The organism is Actinomadura sp. 9N215 (assembly GCF_044326345.1).
Lineage (GTDB): Bacteria > Actinomycetota > Actinomycetes > Streptosporangiales > Streptosporangiaceae > Spirillospora.
Genome location: NZ_JBIRBA010000008.1, coordinates 281,264 through 297,980, shown reverse-complemented (window position 1 = coordinate 297,980; position 16,717 = coordinate 281,264). Strand labels below are relative to the sequence as shown.

Sequence of the window (16,717 nt, the reverse complement as noted above, 5' to 3'; positions counted from 1 at the left end):
CCCCGCGTCCGGCGCCGTACCTGCCGCGGCCGGTGATCAGGCCCGTCCACCAGCCGAGGAACAGCCCGGCGCACAGGCCGGGGAACGACGCGATCGCGGTGACGAGCACGTCCCGGTTGGCGACGTGCGCGGTCTCGTGGGCCAGGACGGCGGCGAGCTCGGCCGGTTCGAGGCGGGCGCGCAGCCCGTCGGTGACGCACACGACCGCCGAGCCCGGCCCTGACCCGGCGGCGAACGCGTTCGGCATGTCCAGCGCGGACACCGCGAGGCGCGGCTTCGGCAGCCCGGACGACATGCACAGCCGATCCATGATCGCGTGGAGTTCGGGGTCCTCGCCGGGGCCGACCAGGCGGGCGTCCATCGCGTAGAGGGCCAGCCGGTCGGCGGCGCGCGCGGAGAGCACCGCGACGGCGACCGCGACGGCCGCGGCCGCCGCGCCCCACACCGGACCGGCGAGGAACACGGGCAGCACGGCCGCCGCGTACACGAGCGCGACCAGGACCGCCGTGGCGAACATCCGCCAGGTCAACCCGGTGTCGGTGTCGAGTGCGTCGCGGGAGGGCGCCATGTCCTGACATTACGCCGATCATGGACGGGGTTCAGCGTCCGATGACGCACAGCCTGGTCACGGGCCGGTCACAGGCCGGGGGCGCCCCAGACGGGGAACCAGCGGGCGAGGTCGTCCTCGAAGGGGAGGTCGGCGCCCACCGCGCCGCGGACCTGGAGTTCGAGCGCGTTGTCGCGCTTGTCTCCGGGGAGCGGGGCGAAAGGGTAGAACGTGCCGCTCTTGTAGCGGTAGACGAGCGCGAGGCGCTGCCCGTCCGGGCCGCGGAAGCCGGCGAGCGAGCAGAGCAGGTGCGGGCCGAACCCGCCGGCCTCCAGCGTCGCGTTCACGGCGTGCAGGTCGGTGACGAGGTCGGGCAGCTCGTCCGGACGATGCGACGCGAGCAGCCACGTGTACCCGTAGGTGTCGGTGCTGAGCTCGACCTTGGGGCCCTCGTCGGCGTCCAGCAGCTCCTGGACGTCGCGCTGCAGCCGCGCGAACGCGCCGCCCTCCGCCGCGCGGAAGCACACCGAGCCGAGCCCGGTCGGGACGAACCCCGACGCCGCCTCCAGCGTGACGGCGGCCGTCGACAGCGCGAACAGCCGGTCGAGGTCGGGCTTGGCGGGCTTGGAGCGGCCGAGGAGCGTGTCCAGGAAGCCCACGGGTCAGGCTCCCCTGCTCAGCTGGTCGGAGATCTTCGACAGCTGGGCGAGGCGCTTGTCGAGCGTCGGGTGGGTGGAGAACAGCGACGAGACGCTGAAGCCCTTGCCGAGCGCCGGGGTGAAGAAGAACGCGTTGAACGCCTGCGCGGACCGCAGGTCGTTCGTCGGGATCCGCGCGATCTCGCCGTTGACCTTCGTCAGCGCGCTGGCCAGGGCCGACGGGCGGCCGGTGAGCAGCGCGGCGGCGCGGTCGGCGGACAGCTCCCGGTAGCGCGACAGCGCCCGGGTGAGCATGAAGCTGACCATGTAGGCGAGCGCGCTCGCCGCGACCACGGCCAGGAGGATCAGCCCGGTGTTCTGGTCGTTGCTGCGGCGGCCGAACCCGCCGAACAGGCCGATCTGCAGGCCGACCCGGGTGATCAGGCCCGCGCAGATGCCGAGGAACGACGCGATCGTCATGACCGCGACGTCCTTGTGCGCGACGTGCGCCATCTCGTGCGCGAGGACGCCCTCCAGCTCCACCGGGTCGAGCCGGCGCAGCAGCCCGGTGGTGACGCAGACGACGGCCTTCTTCTGGTTCCGTCCGGTGGCGAACGCGTTCGGAACGTCGGTGTCGGCGATGGCGACCTTCGGCTTCGGGGCGTCCGACATCGCGCAGATGCGGTCGACGACGCCGTGCAGCTCCGGCGCCTCCTCCGGGGTGACGATCCGCCCGTGCATGGCGAACAGCGTCATCTTGTCGGAGAAGAAGTACTGGGCGAGCAGGAACACCGCCGCCACGGCCAGCGCGATGAACGCCCACTGGGGTACGAACACGAAGAACGCCCCCACGGCGACGACGTAGACCAGCCCCAGCAGGAACATCGTCACGAGCATCCGCGAAGTCAGCCCCCGGTCGGAGGCGTATCGCGTCCTGGCCATGCGGCCACCCCCTGCTTCCCCGATGCGGTGTTCATCCGTACAACGCACGAGACCTTAATTTTGTGCCTGGCTGTCCAATTCGACCGGGCCGGGGGGCGCCGGGTCAGTCGGGGATCAGGCCTTCGTCCCCCAGCATCGAGCGCACCTCGTCGATGTGGGCGTCCGCCGGCGGGAGGATCAGCTCGGACGGCGCCAGGCTGTCCGCCGGAAGCGGCTTGCCCACCTTGCGGACGTTCTCCAGCAGCGCGTGCAGCGCGGCGCGGAAACTCGTCTCGTCGCCCGACTCGATCGCCGACTCCAGCTCGTCGTCGAGCGTGTTGAGAGCGGACAGGTCTTCCGCGGCCACGTCGAGCTGGCCTTCGCCCATCAGGCGGACGATCACTGGGCACCCCCGGGTTTCTGCTGCCAATTCGCCTGCTGGGGGGTGTCCTGCTGCTGCGGCTGCGTGGTCGGCGTGCCGCCCTGGTTCAGTTCCTTGGGCGCGGGGGCCTGGCCGAGCTCGGCCTTCAGCTGCTCCAGTTCGAGGTCGACGCCGGGGCCCGAGCCCATCCGGTCGAGCTCGGCCTGGATGTCGTCCTTCGGGCCGGAGAAGTCCTCAAGGGCGCCGGACGCCAGCAGCTCGTCGATCGCGCCGGCGCGGGCCTTCATCGTGTCGGTCTTCTCCTCGGCGCGCTGGATCGCGAGGCCGACGTCGCCCATCTCCTCGGAGATGCCGGAGAACGCCTCGTTGATCTTCGTCTGCGCCTCGGCGGCGGTGTAGGTCGCCTTGATCGTCTCCTTGCGGGTGCGGAAGGAGTCGACCTTGGCCTGCAGCCGCTGGGAGGCGAGCGTCAGCTTCTCCTCCTCGCCCTGCAGCTGCTGGTATTGGCCGCGCAGGTCGTTCAGCTGGCTCTCCAGGCCGGCCCGGCGCGTCAGCGCCTCGCGGGCGAGGTCTTCCCGGCCGACCTGCAGCGCCTTCTTGCCCTGGTCGGTCAGCTTGGTCTGCTGCTGCTCGAGCTGGTTGATCTGCAGTTCCAGACGCTTGCGCGAGGTGGCGACGTCGGCGACCCCCCGACGGACCTTCTGCAGCATCTCCAACTGGCGCTGGTAGGAGTAATCGAGGGTCTCCCGAGGATCTTCCATGCGGTCCAGGGCCCTGTTCGCCTTGGACTTGAAGATCATCGACATTCGCTTCATCACGCTCATCGCGCGGCGCCGGTCCCTTCGTGCTGTCGCCTCAGTCGTGAACTGGGCTCAATGACCACTGCTGGGGTTCTTATCACCCTACGCGTTAACGCGCGAGGCAGCCACGATGTTCGCAGCCGGTAGTCTGATCCCGTGTTCAAGCGTCGTACCCCGGAGGCCCCGGCGAATCCTCCTGAGGTAGTAAAGCCGGGAGGCAAAGGCCGTCCCACGCCCAAGCGCAAGGAAGCCGAGAAGCGCAACCGGCAGCCGATCACCGCGCCCGGCTCCCGCAAGGAGGCGTACCGCAAGGTCAGGGAGCGGCAGGCCGACGATCGCGCCAAGGCGCGCAAGGGCATGGCCAAGGGGGACGAGAAGCACCTGCTCAAGCGGGACAAGGGCCCCGTGCGCAAACTCGCCCGCAATTACGTCGACTCGCGGCGCACGGTCGGCTCGTACCTGATGTACGCCATGTTCGCGATCGTGCTGCTGAGCATGCTGCCGATCCCGGTGGCCAGGCTGCTGGTGTTGTTCGCGCCGCCGCTGCTGCTCGTCGTCGTGTTCGCCGAGGGCCTCATGCTGAGCCGCGGCATCAAGCGGCTCGCCGCCGAGCGGTACCCGGACGAGGACGTGAAGGGCGTCGGGCTGTACGCGGCGATGCGCGCCATGCAGATCCGCCGGCTCCGCGTCCCCAACCCGCAGGTCCGGGTCGGCGAGAAGCAGAAGATCTGAGCCCGCGCGCGGCGCCTCGTGAGAGGCCGTTCGTGAGCGGCCGTCCGATTTGAGATTCCCGGATCGCGGCGGACTAGGGTCGGGACCATGGAGTTCCGAAACCTGGGCCGGAGCGGTCTGAAGGTCAGCGAGATCGCGTACGGCAACTGGCTCACCCACGGCTCCCAGGTCGAGGAGGACGCGGCCCGCGCCTGCGTGCGCGCCGCCCTCGACGAGGGGATCACCACCTTCGACACCGCGGACGTCTACGCGGGCACCCGCGCCGAGGAGGTCCTCGGACGGGCGCTCAGGGGGCAGCGCCGCGAGGGGCTGGAGATCTTCACCAAGGTCTTCTGGCCCACCGGGCCCGGAATGAACGACCGGGGCCTGTCCCGCAAGCACATCATCGAGTCGATCGACGCCTCCCTGCGCCGCCTGGAGACCGACTACGTGGACCTGTACCAGGCCCACCGGTTCGACCACGAGACGCCGCTGGAGGAGACGCTGCGGGCCTTCGACGACCTGGTGCGGCGGGGCAAGGTCCTGTACGTCGGCGTGTCGGAGTGGCGGGCGGAGGAGATCGAGCGCGCCCTCAAGATCGCCGATGAGATGGGCTTCGACCGGATCGTCTCCAACCAGCCGCAGTACTCCATGCTGTGGCGGGTCATCGAGGGGGAGATCGTCCCGCTGTGCGAGCGCGAGGGCGTCGGACAGATCGTCTGGTCGCCGATCGGGCAGGGCGTCCTGACCGGAAAGTACAAGCCGGGGCAGCCGCTGCCGGCCGGGTCGCGCGCCACCGACGACAAGGGCGGCGCCGACATGATCAGGCGCTACATGAGCGACGACCACCTGGCCCGCGTGCAGGAGCTGAAGCCGATCGCGGACGATCTCGGGCTGTCGATGGCGCAGCTCGCGATCGCCTGGACGCTGCAGAACCCGAACGTGGCGGCGGCGATCGTGGGGGCGTCCCGTCCTGAGCAGGTCGCGGACAACGTGAAGGCGGCCGGTGTCAAGCTGGACGCCGACGTGCTGAAGCGGGTCGACGACGTCCTCGACCCGGTCGCCATCCGCGACCCCGCCAGGACCGGAAGCCCGCCCCGGCGCCCCTGACTCCCGGCGACGCCCTGGCCGTCGGCGACGGAAGGCCGCGGAGCGCCGGCTCCGCGGCCTTCCGCGTCCGTCATGTCACTCGGGTTCGAGCAGGCTCATCTCGTAGATGACCGACTCGCCGTCCAGCAGGGCCACGGTGTCGACGGCGTCGGAGCGCAGCCCGCGCCAGTTCTCGCCCAGCCAGCTCTCCGCGTCCGCCTGGGTGGAGAAGGTCTCCTCCGACATGCCGACCATGCGCCCGTCGGCCTTCTCCAGCCGCCAGCTCCACGCCATCGCGCTCGACCTCCCTCGTCGCGGTGAGACTAGCCCCTCCGCCGCGGGGTTCCCCGCAGGAACGCGGCCACGTGCCCGTCGAGACGCGGCCTCGCTCGGCTCAGGACGCGGTCTTGCTCCGCTCAGGACGCGGTCTCGATGGCGCGGCGCAGCGCGTCCGCGCTCCCGGTGTCCGAGTTGTTGATCGCACGGCCGTTCACGCGCACGCTGGGCGTGCTCTGGACCCCGGACGAAATGTAGCCCCGGCTGACGGTCTTCACGCTCTCGGCGTAACGCTGGTTCTCGACGCAGGACGTGAACCCGTCGCCGGTGAGCCCGAGCGGCCCGGCGTAGGAGATCAGGTCCGCCGTCGCGTAGCCCTGGGTGGAGAGGCTCGCGGGCTGGTGGGAGTAGAGGGCGTCCTGGTAGGACAGCCAGCGCGCGCCGTCGCCGACGCAGCGCAGCGCAGCCGCCGCCCGGACCGCGTTGCCGTGCGCCGGCTGGTTGCTCTCGCTGAAGATGACCATCGGGTGGAAGACGACCTTGGCGCGTCCTGAGACGGCCAGCTGCTTGAGCATCGGGTCGTGCATGCGGTCGAACGTGCCGCAGTGCGGGCAGGCGAAGTCCTCGTAGACGTCGACGACGGGGGTCGTGACGCCGGGACGGGCCATGGCCAGGCTGCCGTCGGCGAGCGGCGTGGCCTCCGCGCCCCCGGCGATCTGCCCGGCCTTCAGCTGGACGTCGCCGCCACCGCCACCGCCACCGCCGCTCCCGCCGTCGTCGCGCTGGAGGATCAGGAGGACGACCGCGACCACCGCCAGGACCAGGACGAGACCGCCGCCGATCAGGACGACCGCGAGGCCGCCGCCGCTCTTGCGTCCGGGCGGTGGCGGTCCGAGCGGGCCGGGTGGGCCTGGCTGCCAGCCGGGGCCCCCGGGCGGCGGGCCGCTCGGCGGGACGGGAGGCGGGCCGTAGGGCGGCTGCACAGCGTGCGGCGGCTGCGCGCCCTGGCCCGGCGGGCCCGGCTGGCCTGGCTGGCCCGGCCACGGCGCGTTCGGGGGGTAGCCCACCTGGACCTCCTGACGGGACGTGGTGATCCTTCCAGGTGAGCGTAACCGTAGAGTTCCGGACGAGATGAACGTCGAGCTTCGCGGCATCGCCGCTCCGGGCGGGTGGCCCGCGCCCGGATGCCGGTGCGCGTCCTGCAGCCGGTTGCGGGCCGCCGGGGTCCGGCACGGACCGGTGAGCGTCGTCGTCGACGGTGTCGCGATGGAGGACTGTGCCCGGACGGACGTCCCCGGCGGTTTCGAGCTTCACGGCCCTCGCGGAGGACGAGCGCTGGTCGCGGCGGGTCCGGGGACGAGGCCGGAGCCTGTGAGCGGGGTGGAGTACGACGCCGTCCTACTGGATTTGGCCGGTTCCCCAGAGCATCTGGGCTATCTGCGGCACGTCGGGGCTGTGGCGGCCACCACGGAGGTCGTGGCGATTCACGTCGACCACCGTGTGCCGTCACCGGTCGAACTTGAGCGCCGCATGGCGTTCTGGAACCGGCCGCATCATGGCCCGCATCGGACGCTGCTCCTCGGCGGGGCGCGTTCGGGCAAGTCGGCTGAGGCAGAACTCCGCCTGGCCGCCTGCCCGGAGGTGCTCTATGTCGCGACCGGCCCGGTGAATGACGACGATCCGGGATGGACGGAGCGCGTCACCGCCCATCGGCTTCGCCGTCCGGCATGGTGGCGCACCGTCGAGACGACCGATCTTGTGAGTGTTCTGAAGGACGAGACGGGAGCCGTTCTTGTGGACGGCGTCGGCACGTGGCTGGCCGCGGTCATGGACGAAGCCGCCGCATGGGAGGACCCGTCGCTCGCACAGCCGCGCCTGGACGATCTGGTCTCGGCATGGCGCCGTACAGAGGCGCGGGTGGTCGCGGTGAGCGACGAGGTCGGTCTGGCGCTCCTGCCGACGACGACGTCAGGGCGGGTGTTCAGCGATGTGCTGGGCGGGCTCAACCAGCGGCTCGCGGCCGAGTCGGAAGAGGCGGCGCTGGTCGTCGCGGGCCGCGTCCTGGAGCTCGGATGATCGCGGGGTTGCGGCTGGCGGTCACGCTGCTCACCGTCGTCCCGGTGGGGTCGGAGCGGGCCGACCGGGGCACGGCGCGGGCGGCGATGCTGCTGGCGCCGTCCGTCGGGCTGATCGTGGGGGGCGCGGCGGCGGTCGTCCTGCTGGCGGGCGATCTGCTCGACCTGGACGGCCTGCTCGCCGCGGCGCTCGCGGTGGCCGCCATGGCGGCGGTCACCCGGGCGCTGCACCTGGACGGCCTCGCGGATCTCGCGGACGGCCTCGGCAGCGGACGCCCGCCCGCCGAGGCACTAGCGATCATGAAGCGGTCGGACATCGGGCCGTTCGGCGTCGTCGCCCTCCTGCTGGCGCTGCTGATCCAGGTCTCCGCCCTGGCCGCGGCCCCGGACCCGGCCGTCGCGGTGCTCATCGCCGCCGTCGCGGGCCGTCTCGCCCTGCCGTGGGCCTGTCGCAGCGGCGTGCCCTCCGCCCGCCCGGACGGGCTCGGCGCGCTGGTGGCGGGCTCCGTCCCGTCCCGGGCGGCGGTCGTCGTCACGGTCGTCGTCCTGGTCGCGGCTGCGGTCGCCGGGACGGCCGCCGGTGGGCTCAGTGGCGCCCTGCATTCCGTAGCGGCCGTGATCGTCGGGCTGGGCGTCGCGCTTGTGCTGCTCCGTCACGCGGTACGTCGGCTGGGCGGCGTGACGGGCGACGTCCTCGGCGCGCTCGTCGAGACCGCCACGACGGCCGCGCTGATCGCCCTCACGGCGCTTCGCTGAGGGCGCGGCGGGCGTAGGCGCGGACGTCGGCGTCCGGGTCGTCCTGCGCCCTGCTGAGGGCGTCCTGCACGGCCGCGACGTCCACGAAGGCGGCCAGCGAGATCACCGCGGCCTTGCGGACGTCCAGGTGCGGGTCGTCCAGGGCCTTGACGAGCGGGTCGGCCGCGACGTCCGCGGACGCGGCGGCGAGGCCCCGCGCGGCGCCCGTCCGGACCTGCCAGGCGGCGTCGTGCAGCGCGTCCACGGCGGCGAGGTCCAGCGGATGCCTGCAGCCGATGCCCGCCAGTGCCTCGAAGGCCGCCGCCCTGACCAGGTCGTCGCCGTCCCCGACGAGGCGGCCGAGCGCGCCGGACGCCGCCGGGTCGCCGATCGTGCCGAGGCCGTGCGCCACCGCCACCCTGACCTCGCGGGACGCGTCGGCCGCCGCGCGCGCGACCTCGTCCGCGGCGTCGTGGGCCACCAGCCCCCGGACGGCCTGGAGCCGGACGCGGTGGTCGGCGTCGCGGAGCGCGTCCCCGAACGCGGCCGGGGAGCCCAGCCGGAGGGCACGCAGCACATCCAGGACGGCGGCGCGGACGATCGCGTCCTCGCTGCCGAGGGACGGCGTGAGAGCGTCCCGCACATCGGGCGTCGCGGGCAGCACCTCGACCAGTTCGCGGAGGGCGGTCGCGGCGGCGCGGCGGACGGAGCCGTGCGGGTCGCCGAGCGCGGCCGCGAGGGCTCCGGCGACGCCGTCCGGCGCGACCTCGGTGAGCGTCGCGACGGCCGCGCGCCGCACCTTCGGGTCGGGGTCGTCGAGGTACGGGGCGATGGCGCCGACGCCCGGCCCGGTCTCGGCGAGCTCCTGAAGTTCGAGGAGCCGCGGCGACCGCCCGATCGCCATGGCCGGACGCGCCGCCTGAGCCGGGGCCGCGGGCGCGGCGAACGACGCGGCGGGCGCCGGGGTCAGCACGACCGGCTCGGCGCCGGGCTCCGGGACGGTGAACTCCTCGACCGGCACCAGGTACGGCGCGACCGGCCGCTTCACGAACTCCATCGCGCCGTCGTCCCGGCGCCGCAGGTTGAGGTGGTACATCCATGACGCGTCGTCGCGTTCGGGCAGGTCGGCGCGGTCGTGGTAGAGGCCCCAGCGGCTCTCGGTGCGGGTCAGCGACGAGCGCGCGGCCATCTCCGCGCAGTCGCGGATGAACGTGACCTCGGCGCAGCGCATCAGCTCGTGCGGGGTCCGCGCGCCCATGCCCGCGATCTCCGCCTCCATCCGGGTGAACGTCTCGACGGCGATGTCGAGCTTCGCCCGCGTCTTGGGCGGCGCGACGTAGTCGTTGACGAACCGGCGAAGCTTGTACTCGACCTGCTGCTGCGGCGGCCCGTCCGGGTTGCGCAGCGGGCGGTAGATCAGCTCGTGCGCCGCCCGGATCTGGTCCTCCGGCAGCGCGGCGCCGGGGCCGGGGCCGGGGTGGGCGGACGCGTGCGCGCCCGCCAGGTCCCCGAACACGAACGCGCCGATCATGTAGTTGTGCGGGACGCAGGCGAGGTCGCCCGCCGCGTACAGGCCGGGCACGGTCGTGCGGGCGTTCTCGTCCACCCAGACGCCGGACGCGGAGTGCCCGCCGCACAGCCCGATCTCGGAGATGTGCATCTCCACGTCGTGGGCGCGGTAGTCGTGGCCGCGTCCGGCGTGGAAGGTGCCGCGCGTCGGGCGCTCGGTGGTGTGCAGGATGCCTTCGAGCGCCGTCAGGGTCTCGTCCGGCAGGTGGGTGAGCTTCAGGTAGATGGGGCCGCGCGCGGAGTCGATCTCCCGTTTGACCTCCGCCATCATCTGGCCCGACCAGTAGTCGCAGTCGACGAACCGCGTCCCGGCGGCGTTGACCTGGTAGCCGCCGAACGGGTTGGCGACGTAGGCGCACGCGGGGCCGTTGTAGTCCTTGATGAGCGGGTTGATCTGGAAGCATTCGATGCCGCTGAGCTCGGCGCCCGCGTGGTAGGCCATGGCGTGGCCGTCGCCCGCGTTGGTGGGGTTCTCGTACGTCCCGTACAGGTAGCCGGACGCGGGCAGCCCGAGACGGCCGCTCGCGCCCGTCGCCAGGATCACGGCACCGGCCGAGACGGTGACGAACTCACCGCTGCGGGTGTCGAAACCCACGGCGCCTACCGCGCGTCCGTCCGACGTCAGGACGCGCACAGGCATGACACGGTTCTCTATCTGCACCTTGTCCCGGATGGAACGCTTCCTCAGCACCCGGTACAGCACCTTCTTGACGTCCTTGCCCTCCGGCATGGGCAGGACGTACGAACCTGAACGATGCACCCTGCGGACCGCGTATTCGCCGTGCTCGTCCTTCTCGAACTTCACGCCGTACCGTTCGAGCCTCTTCACCATGGCGAAGCCGCGGGTGGCCGTCTGGTGGACGGTCCGCTGGTCGACGATGCCGTCGTTGGCGCGGGTTATCTCGGCGACGTAGTCCTCGGGCGTGGCCTTGCCGGGGATGACCGCGTTGTTGACGCCGTCCATGCCCATGGCGAGCGCGCCCGAATGCCGGACGTGCGCCTTCTCCAGCAGCAGCACGGACGCGCCGTGCTCGGCGGCGGTGATGGCGGCCATCGTCCCGGCGGTGCCGCCCCCGATCACCAGGACGTCGCAGCTCAGCTCACGCCGGTCCGCCGCGGACGGAATCTCCATCAGACCGTCTCCTTCAACTGTTCTGCGGCGCCGAGGGCGGGTTCTCCGGCGCCGAGGGCCGCGAGCACCTCGTCGCGGGACGCGGGCACGGCGAACTCGGCGGCGACACCGTCCGGGCCGAGGACGACGACGCGGTGGCCGAGCAGGAGCGCCTCGTCCACGTCGTGGGTGACGAAGACGACCGTCGCGGGGGCATCAGCGAGCACGTCCAGAAGGAGGCGCTGCATGGACGCGCGCGTCTGCGCGTCCAGGGCGCCGAACGGCTCGTCCATGAGGATCGCGCGGGGCCCGGCGGCGAGCGTCCGGGCGAGCTGGACGCGCTGTCGCATCCCGCCGGACAGCTCGCGCGGCAGCCGTCCGGCGTCGTCGCTTAGCCCGACCCGGCCGAGCCAGCGTCCCGCCGCCGCGCGGCGCTCCCCGCGCGGGACGCCGCGCAGCGCCAGGGCCAGCTCGACGTTGCGGCGGGCGGTCCGCCACGGCAGGAGCGCGTCGTCCTGGAACATCAGCGCCCGGTCGGCGGACGCACCGGTGACCGGCTCGCCGTCCGCGAGGAGGCGCCCCGACACGGCCGGGAGCAGCCCGGCGAACGCGCGCAGCAGCGTGGACTTCCCGCACCCGGACGGCCCGAGGACGACGAGGATCTCGCCCGCCGCCACGTCCAGGTCGAGGCCGCGGACGACCGCCCGTCCGCCGTACCCGAGCGTCACCCGCTCGGCCCGCAGGGACAGCCCCGCCCCTGCGCCCTGTGCGCGGTCGGCCACCCACGCCTCCCGGCGCGCTTCGCCGCTCATGACCTCTCCTCCCTCGGCAGCCACCGGGTGAGGCGGCGTCCGGCCAGCTCCACCGACGCGGAGGTGAGCCAGCCGAGCAGCCCGATGGTGGCCATCCCGACGAGCACGCCGGGGTAGTCGACGATCGTGTACGCCTGCCAGGTCCGGTAGCCGACGCCGAAGTCGCCGGAGATCATCTCGGCGGAGATGACGCAGATCCACGCCACGCCCATGCCGATGGACAGCCCGCCGAACACGCCGGGCAGCACCCCTGGCAGGACGACGCGGATCAACACCCGCCACCGTCCGCCGCCCAGCGTGCGCACCGCGTCCTCCCAGACGACGGGGAGCGCTTTCACCGCGTGCCGGGTGCTGACCAGGACGGGGAAGAACGCCGCCGCGAACGTGATGAACACGATGCCCTGCTCGTTCGCCGGGAACAGCAGGATCGCGACCGGCACCAGCGCGATGGCGGGGATCGGGCGGGCCACCTCGAACAGCGGCTGCAGCAGGTCCCCGGCCCAGCGGGAGCGGGCGGTGGCGACGCCGAGCGCGATCCCGAGGACCGCGGCGAGCACGAATCCGGTGAGGATCCGGACGAGGCTCTGCGCGACGTCCTGCCAGTACTGCCCCTGATCGACCTGGCGCCCGAACTCGCGGACGACCTCCAGCGGGCCGGGGAACCGGTCGAACCGGACCCACAGTCGCAGGTCCGCGGCCGTCACCAGATGCCAGACCGCCACGGCCGCCAGCAGCGACGCCACCCTGACGGGCCAGCGGTAGAGACCATAGGTACGCGTCATGCGCGCCGCACCGCCTCGCCGTACGGGACGACCTTCGCGGCCGAGTGGGCGGACACGTACTTCTGCGCGCCCTCCGGCGTCGCGAACGGCTTGAACCGCTGCGCGGCCGTCGCGGACGGGTCCTCGACCCAGATGTCCTTGTCAGCGAACCAGCGGGTCCCTGCTGCGGTGTCCGGGATGTACGCGGCCCTGACTTGCTTGCCCTCGCCCTGAAGCGCCCGGACGTTCTTCAGCAGGCACACTGGGTCAGCGACCGGCCGCGTCTTGGACTCGCCCTTGACCCACACTTCGCCCGCGGTCTTGGGATCGTCCACCTTCTTGTTGCAGACGGCGTCGGTCCCGGTGATGGCCGCAGGGTTCGCCGTGGAGGCGGCCTGCTGCCCGTAGGACGCTCCGACCGCTTTCCTTATGTAGGCGTCGTTGACGAACGGGTCCACCTTCAGCGGCGTCTGGATGACACCGATCGACTTGAGGAACGGCACGTCCTGGACGAACGCGTCCCGCAGTTCCTTCTTGATGGTCGGGTCGAACGTGGCGACGCCGCCCGCGCCGTTGTAGAGGTACACGGTCTCGACTGGCAGGCCCGTCGTCGCCGCGACCGATTCCGCTGACTCCAGAGGGTGCGCGTGCAGGTAGTTGGTCGCGTCGATCTGCGCGCGAAGGAACGCCCGAAGGATCTCGGTCTTCTCTTCGGCGTACTCCTTGCGGACCACCACGCCGTGGAACGTCGGCACATTCAGGGCACCGCCGTCGTAGAGCAGCTTGGCCTGGCCCTTGTTCACCAGCAGGCCGGGCCAGGCGACGAACTGCGCGAAGCCCGCGGCGGCGCCCGACTGGAGCGCGGACGCGCCGACCGTCGGCTGCTGGTTCTCGACCTTCACGTCCTTCGCCGGGTCGAGCCCGTACCTGCGCGCCGCCTGCACGAACGTCCCGTGCCCTGCGGACCCGACGCTCGTCGACACGGTCTCGCCCTTCAGGTCGCGGAGCGTCTTCGCCTTCGAGCCGGGCGCGACGACGACGCTGTTCAGCGATCCGCGCAGGTTGTAGCCGGTCACCGACACCCACTGCGTCTCGGCGTCGCCGCCCTGCGCCTGCGCGCGCGAGCCGTTGATCAGCAGCGGGTAGTCGCCCATCGAGCCGATGTCGATCTTCCCGGCGAGCATCTGCGCGGTGATCGGCGCGCCCGTGTCGTAGTCGCGCCAGACGACGGAGTGCTTGCCGTCCAGTTCCTTCAGGCGCTTCTCGAAGAAGCCGAGCGAGCGCAGGAGCGTTCCGGCGGTGACGGTGTTGATGGTCTTCGACTGGTAGCCGACGACGATCTGGCCAGAGCCGCCGCCCGCGGAGGCGTTGCCCGCGACGGTGCATCCGGCGAGCAGCGGTACGAGACCGAAAGCGAGAACTCTTCTCATGGGGACGTCCTTCAGCGCAGGAGGTACGGCATGTTCACGGTCACGGCTCCGGTGGGACAGCGGTCCGCGCAGGGGCCGCAGTACCAGCACTCGTCGACGTGCATGTACGCCTTGCCGGTCTCGGGGTGGACGGCGAGCGCGTCCAGCGGGCAGACGTCGATGCACAGCGTGCAGCCGTCGATGCAGAGGGCCTCGTCCACCGTCACTGGGACGTCGGCGCGGTTCTCCACAAGGGACATGGGTTCTCCTGTCAGGGACGGGGCGCGGCAATAGGGCGAGCAGGCGCGGAATAGGGCAAGGGCGCGGGGATAGGGCAAGAACGAGCGGGCTGTCAGGGGTGGGTGCGGTGCAGGGTGCCGCTCATCGCGATGCGGTCGCCGCGGAACCGGATGAACTCCAGGTCGACCGGACGGCCGTCGGCGAGGTGGGTGAGGCGTTCGAGCATCAGCAGGGCGGCGTCGCGCGGGGCGTCCAGGGTCGCGGCCGAGTGCGGGTCGGCGTTGACGGCTTCGAGGGTGACCTCGGCGAGGCCGAGCGGCTGACCGGCGATCCGTTCGAGCAGGACGAAGATGTCGTTGCGGGCGAGGTCCTCGGCGAGCAGCGGCTCCCCCAGGTCGCGGGCGATGTAGGTGAGGTCGAGGGAGAGCGGCAGCCCGTTCAGCCGCCGGATCCGCTCGATGTAGACGACGGGCTCCCCCGGCGGCCGCCGCAGCCGCGCCGAGATCTCGCGGGACGGCGTGATCAGCCCGGTCGTGCGGACCTCGTTGGCGACCTCGCCGTGCTCGCGCAGCGTCTCGGCGAGCCCGAGGAGCCGTTCGAGACCGTGCGGGTACTTCTCGGCGACGGCGTGGGTGCCGACGCCGGGACACCGCTCGATGAGGCCCTCGGCGCGGAGCAGGTCCAGCGCCTCCCGGACGGTGTTGCGGGACGTGCCGAACTCCCGGACGAGCTGGCCCTCGGCGGGCAGCGCGCCGCTGCGGAACTCGCCGTACAGCACCTGGCGGCGCAGCACGTCCGCGACCTGCCGGGCGCGGTCGGCGCGCAGCCGCCGGGCGTCCGCCAGCGTCAGCGCCTCGGCGGTGGTGTCGTTCCTGGTCACGCACATAACCTACTAAATCAATCGGAATAGGTGAATAGAGGCGGCGCTCCGCCACCTGGAACGTCCGCCGCACCCCGCGCCACCTGCGCCGCGACCTCCGCCGGGCGCCGTTCCGCCACCCCGCGGGCGCGGTCCGGACGTTCGTCAGGCCTTGCCGGTACCGCCGCCCAGGACCGGCAATGCTTGATCCAAAAGGGCGAAACCGGTCACCGGTGGGACTAACATCGTGCTACGTGACGAGCATCAGCCTTGACGGCACAGCCCTGGCAGACATCGACGTCGACGCGATCGTGATCGGCGTCGCACCGGCCGGGGCGGGAGTCACCCCGGCCGCCGGCTCCGAGGACCTCGACCGCGCGCTGGACGGAAGACTCGCCGAGGCCCTCGCCGCGCTCGGCGCCACCGGCAAGGCCGGAGAGGTCACCAAGCTGCCCGCGCTCGGCGCCGTCACCGCGAAGCTGATCGTCGCCGCCGGCCTGGGCGAGACGCCGTCCGCCGAGGACGTCCGCCGCGCCGCGGGCGCCGCCGTCCGCTCCCTCGCCGGACACGCGAAGGTCGCCGTCGCGCTCCCCACCGCGTCCGCCGGGGACGTCGAGGCCGTGGCGCTCGGCGCGCTGCTCGGCGCCTACTCGTTCGACTCCTACCGCACGGGCGGCGAGCACAAGAGCCCGGTCGAGGAGATCCGCCTGCTGGCCCCGGCCTCCGCGTCCGAGGAGGCGGCCGTCGAGCGGGCCCGGACCCTCGCCGCGTCCGTCACGCTCGTCCGCGACCTGGTCAACACCCCGCCGTCCCACCTGTGCCCCGAAGACCTCGCGGGCGAGGCCGAGCGCGTCGCGGGCGAGGCGGGCCTCGCCATCGAGGTGCTGGACGAGAAGGCGCTCGTCGAGGGCGGCTACGGCGGCATCGCGGGCGTCGGGCAGGGCTCGGTCAACCCGCCGCGGCTCGTCCGGCTCGGCTACGCCCACCCGGAGGCGTCCAAGACGCTCGTCCTGGTCGGCAAGGGCATCACGTTCGACTCCGGCGGCCTGTCCCTCAAGCCGTCCGAGGCCATGGACTGGATGAAGTCCGACATGGGCGGCGCCGCCGCCGTGCTCGGCGCGCTCGCCGCCATCGCCGCGCTCAAGCCCGCGGTCAACGTGGTCGGCTACCTGGCCATCGCCGAGAACATGCCGAGCGGCACCGCGCAGCGCCCGTCCGACGTGCTGCGCATCTACGGCGGCAAGACCGTCGAGGTCCTCAACACCGACGCCGAGGGACGCCTCGTCATGGCCGACGCCATCGTCCGCGCCGGCGAGGACTCCCCCGACCTCCTCGTGGACGTCGCGACCCTGACCGGCGCGCAGCTCGTCGCGCTCGGCACCCGCACGACCGGCGTCATGTCCAACGACGACGACGTCCGGCAGAAGGTCGTCGACGCCGCCGGCCGCGCCGGGGAGGCGTCGTGGGGCATGCCGCTCCCGGCGGAGCTGCGCAAGGGCCTCGACTCGGCGGTCGCCGACATCGCCAACATCAGCGGCGACCGGTGGGGCGGCATGCTCGTCGCCGGGACGTTCCTCAAGGAGTTCGTGCCGGACGGCGTCAAATGGGCCCACCTCGACATCGCGGGACCGTCCTTCAACAAGGGCGAGCCGTACGGCTACACCCCGAAGGGCGGCACCGGCGCCGCCGCCCGCACCCTGGTCCAGATAGCCGAGGACCTCGCCGCCGGAGTTCTGTAGGGTCCCGGGGACGCGGGAACCGGGAACGCAGGACCAGGAACCA

The 16,717-nt window shown here is 72.3% G+C and carries 18 protein-coding genes; 5 read left to right on the top strand and 13 right to left on the bottom strand.

All coding sequences use genetic code 11. The features are described from left to right. The 5 genes from ACH34T_RS16690 to ACH34T_RS16670 all read right to left on the bottom strand — a co-directional run. A partial coding sequence (locus ACH34T_RS16690; RefSeq protein WP_395993032.1) for a M48 family metalloprotease occupies window positions 1–568 on the bottom strand: 568 nt, incomplete at its 3' end. A gap of 68 nt (window positions 569–636) precedes the next feature. Next, on the bottom strand, window positions 637–1,206 hold the full coding sequence (locus ACH34T_RS16685) for a hypothetical protein (protein WP_395993031.1): 570 nt from the start codon (window positions 1,204–1,206) through the stop codon (window positions 637–639). 3 nt (window positions 1,207–1,209) lie between these two features. After that, the gene (htpX, locus tag ACH34T_RS16680; RefSeq protein ID WP_395993030.1) at window positions 1,210–2,127 is read right to left on the bottom strand and encodes a zinc metalloprotease HtpX; all 918 of its coding nucleotides are present in this window, start codon (window positions 2,125–2,127) and stop codon (window positions 1,210–1,212) included. A 103-nt stretch (window positions 2,128–2,230) separates the two neighbouring features. Next, the gene (locus ACH34T_RS16675) at window positions 2,231–2,509 is read right to left on the bottom strand and encodes a hypothetical protein (RefSeq protein WP_328351666.1); all 279 of its coding nucleotides are present in this window, start codon (window positions 2,507–2,509) and stop codon (window positions 2,231–2,233) included. After that, window positions 2,506–3,312 (bottom strand): PspA/IM30 family protein, encoded by an 807-nt coding sequence (locus ACH34T_RS16670; protein ID WP_395993029.1) that lies wholly within the window; start codon window positions 3,310–3,312, stop codon window positions 2,506–2,508. The genes ACH34T_RS16675 and ACH34T_RS16670 overlap by 4 nt, the downstream gene beginning before the upstream one ends. 132 nt (window positions 3,313–3,444) lie before the next feature. Between ACH34T_RS16670 and ACH34T_RS16665 the strand changes: the two genes are divergently transcribed. Beyond that, window positions 3,445–4,020 (top strand): DUF3043 domain-containing protein, encoded by a 576-nt coding sequence (locus tag ACH34T_RS16665; RefSeq protein ID WP_395993028.1) that lies wholly within the window; start codon window positions 3,445–3,447, stop codon window positions 4,018–4,020. An 87-nt stretch (window positions 4,021–4,107) separates the two neighbouring features. Continuing rightward, window positions 4,108–5,109, top strand: coding sequence for an aldo/keto reductase family protein (locus ACH34T_RS16660; RefSeq protein WP_395993027.1), 1,002 nt, complete (start codon window positions 4,108–4,110; stop codon window positions 5,107–5,109). A gap of 75 nt (window positions 5,110–5,184) precedes the next feature. On the opposite strand, the gene ACH34T_RS16655 is transcribed toward ACH34T_RS16660, so the two are convergent. Both ACH34T_RS16655 and ACH34T_RS16650 read right to left on the bottom strand, forming a co-directional pair. Beyond that, window positions 5,185–5,382 carry a hypothetical protein gene (locus ACH34T_RS16655; RefSeq protein WP_395993026.1) on the bottom strand — a complete coding sequence of 66 codons (198 nt, stop codon included), beginning with the start codon at window positions 5,380–5,382 and terminating at the stop codon, window positions 5,185–5,187. Window positions 5,383–5,504: 122 nt separating this feature from the next. Further along, window positions 5,505–6,431 carry a DsbA family protein gene (locus ACH34T_RS16650; protein ID WP_395993025.1) on the bottom strand — a complete coding sequence of 309 codons (927 nt, stop codon included), beginning with the start codon at window positions 6,429–6,431 and terminating at the stop codon, window positions 5,505–5,507. A gap of 64 nt (window positions 6,432–6,495) precedes the next feature. On the opposite strand from ACH34T_RS16650, the gene ACH34T_RS16645 reads away from it, so the two are divergent. Together ACH34T_RS16645 and ACH34T_RS16640 are read left to right on the top strand one after the other, a co-directional pair. Further along, window positions 6,496–7,440 carry a bifunctional adenosylcobinamide kinase/adenosylcobinamide-phosphate guanylyltransferase gene (locus ACH34T_RS16645; protein ID WP_395993024.1) on the top strand — a complete coding sequence of 315 codons (945 nt, stop codon included), beginning with the start codon at window positions 6,496–6,498 and terminating at the stop codon, window positions 7,438–7,440. Further along, complete coding sequence (locus tag ACH34T_RS16640; RefSeq protein WP_395993023.1) at window positions 7,437–8,195, top strand: adenosylcobinamide-GDP ribazoletransferase; 759 nt, start codon at window positions 7,437–7,439, stop codon at window positions 8,193–8,195. Before ACH34T_RS16645 ends, ACH34T_RS16640 begins: the two co-directional genes overlap by 4 nt. On the opposite strand, the gene ACH34T_RS16635 is transcribed toward ACH34T_RS16640, so the two are convergent. From ACH34T_RS16635 to ACH34T_RS16610, 6 genes are all read right to left on the bottom strand, one after another. Then, a complete protein-coding gene (locus tag ACH34T_RS16635) occupies window positions 8,179–10,875 on the bottom strand; it encodes a fumarate reductase/succinate dehydrogenase flavoprotein subunit (protein ID WP_395993022.1) in 2,697 nt (898 codons plus the stop codon). The two genes, ACH34T_RS16640 and ACH34T_RS16635, sit on opposite strands and share 17 nt — an antisense overlap. Then, window positions 10,875–11,666: an ABC transporter ATP-binding protein gene (locus tag ACH34T_RS16630; protein ID WP_395993021.1), complete on the bottom strand. Its 792-nt coding sequence runs from the start codon at window positions 11,664–11,666 to the stop codon at window positions 10,875–10,877. Before ACH34T_RS16630 ends, ACH34T_RS16635 begins: the two co-directional genes overlap by 1 nt. Continuing rightward, window positions 11,663–12,448, bottom strand: coding sequence for an ABC transporter permease (locus tag ACH34T_RS16625; protein WP_395993020.1), 786 nt, complete (start codon window positions 12,446–12,448; stop codon window positions 11,663–11,665). The genes ACH34T_RS16630 and ACH34T_RS16625 overlap by 4 nt, the downstream gene beginning before the upstream one ends. Next, on the bottom strand, window positions 12,445–13,857 hold the full coding sequence (locus ACH34T_RS16620; protein WP_395993019.1) for an ABC transporter substrate-binding protein: 1,413 nt from the start codon (window positions 13,855–13,857) through the stop codon (window positions 12,445–12,447). The genes ACH34T_RS16625 and ACH34T_RS16620 overlap by 4 nt, the downstream gene beginning before the upstream one ends. 11 nt (window positions 13,858–13,868) lie before the next feature. Beyond that, the gene (locus tag ACH34T_RS16615) at window positions 13,869–14,096 is read right to left on the bottom strand and encodes a ferredoxin family protein (protein WP_131763497.1); all 228 of its coding nucleotides are present in this window, start codon (window positions 14,094–14,096) and stop codon (window positions 13,869–13,871) included. Between the two features lie 92 nt (window positions 14,097–14,188). Then, window positions 14,189–14,956: a GntR family transcriptional regulator gene (locus ACH34T_RS16610; protein WP_395993018.1), complete on the bottom strand. Its 768-nt coding sequence runs from the start codon at window positions 14,954–14,956 to the stop codon at window positions 14,189–14,191. Between the two features lie 179 nt (window positions 14,957–15,135). On the opposite strand from ACH34T_RS16610, the gene ACH34T_RS16605 reads away from it, so the two are divergent. Continuing rightward, window positions 15,136–16,674 (top strand): leucyl aminopeptidase, encoded by a 1,539-nt coding sequence (locus ACH34T_RS16605; protein WP_395993017.1) that lies wholly within the window; start codon window positions 15,136–15,138, stop codon window positions 16,672–16,674. Window positions 16,675–16,717: the final 43 nt, after the last annotated feature.

Excerpts from the sequence above, each read along its gene's own strand:
- ACH34T_RS16645 (WP_395993024.1), top strand. The coding sequence starts at position 6,496 with ATGAACGTCGAGCTTCGCGGCATCGCCGCTCCGGGCGGGTGGCCCGCG.
- htpX (WP_395993030.1), bottom strand. The coding sequence starts at position 2,127 with ATGGCCAGGACGCGATACGCCTCCGACCGGGGGCTGACTTCGCGGATG.
- ACH34T_RS16670 (WP_395993029.1), bottom strand. The coding sequence starts at position 3,312 with ATGAGCGTGATGAAGCGAATGTCGATGATCTTCAAGTCCAAGGCGAAC.
- ACH34T_RS16635 (WP_395993022.1), bottom strand. The coding sequence starts at position 10,875 with ATGGAGATTCCGTCCGCGGCGGACCGGCGTGAGCTGAGCTGCGACGTC.
- ACH34T_RS16620 (WP_395993019.1), bottom strand. The coding sequence starts at position 13,857 with ATGAGAAGAGTTCTCGCTTTCGGTCTCGTACCGCTGCTCGCCGGATGC.
- ACH34T_RS16605 (WP_395993017.1), top strand. The coding sequence starts at position 15,136 with ATGCTTGATCCAAAAGGGCGAAACCGGTCACCGGTGGGACTAACATCG.
- ACH34T_RS16625 (WP_395993020.1), bottom strand. The coding sequence starts at position 12,448 with ATGACGCGTACCTATGGTCTCTACCGCTGGCCCGTCAGGGTGGCGTCG.
- ACH34T_RS16640 (WP_395993023.1), top strand. The coding sequence starts at position 7,437 with ATGATCGCGGGGTTGCGGCTGGCGGTCACGCTGCTCACCGTCGTCCCG.
- ACH34T_RS16630 (WP_395993021.1), bottom strand. The coding sequence starts at position 11,666 with ATGAGCGGCGAAGCGCGCCGGGAGGCGTGGGTGGCCGACCGCGCACAG.
- ACH34T_RS16655 (WP_395993026.1), bottom strand. The coding sequence starts at position 5,382 with ATGGCGTGGAGCTGGCGGCTGGAGAAGGCCGACGGGCGCATGGTCGGC.
- ACH34T_RS16660 (WP_395993027.1), top strand. The coding sequence starts at position 4,108 with ATGGAGTTCCGAAACCTGGGCCGGAGCGGTCTGAAGGTCAGCGAGATC.
- ACH34T_RS16615 (WP_131763497.1), bottom strand. The coding sequence starts at position 14,096 with ATGTCCCTTGTGGAGAACCGCGCCGACGTCCCAGTGACGGTGGACGAG.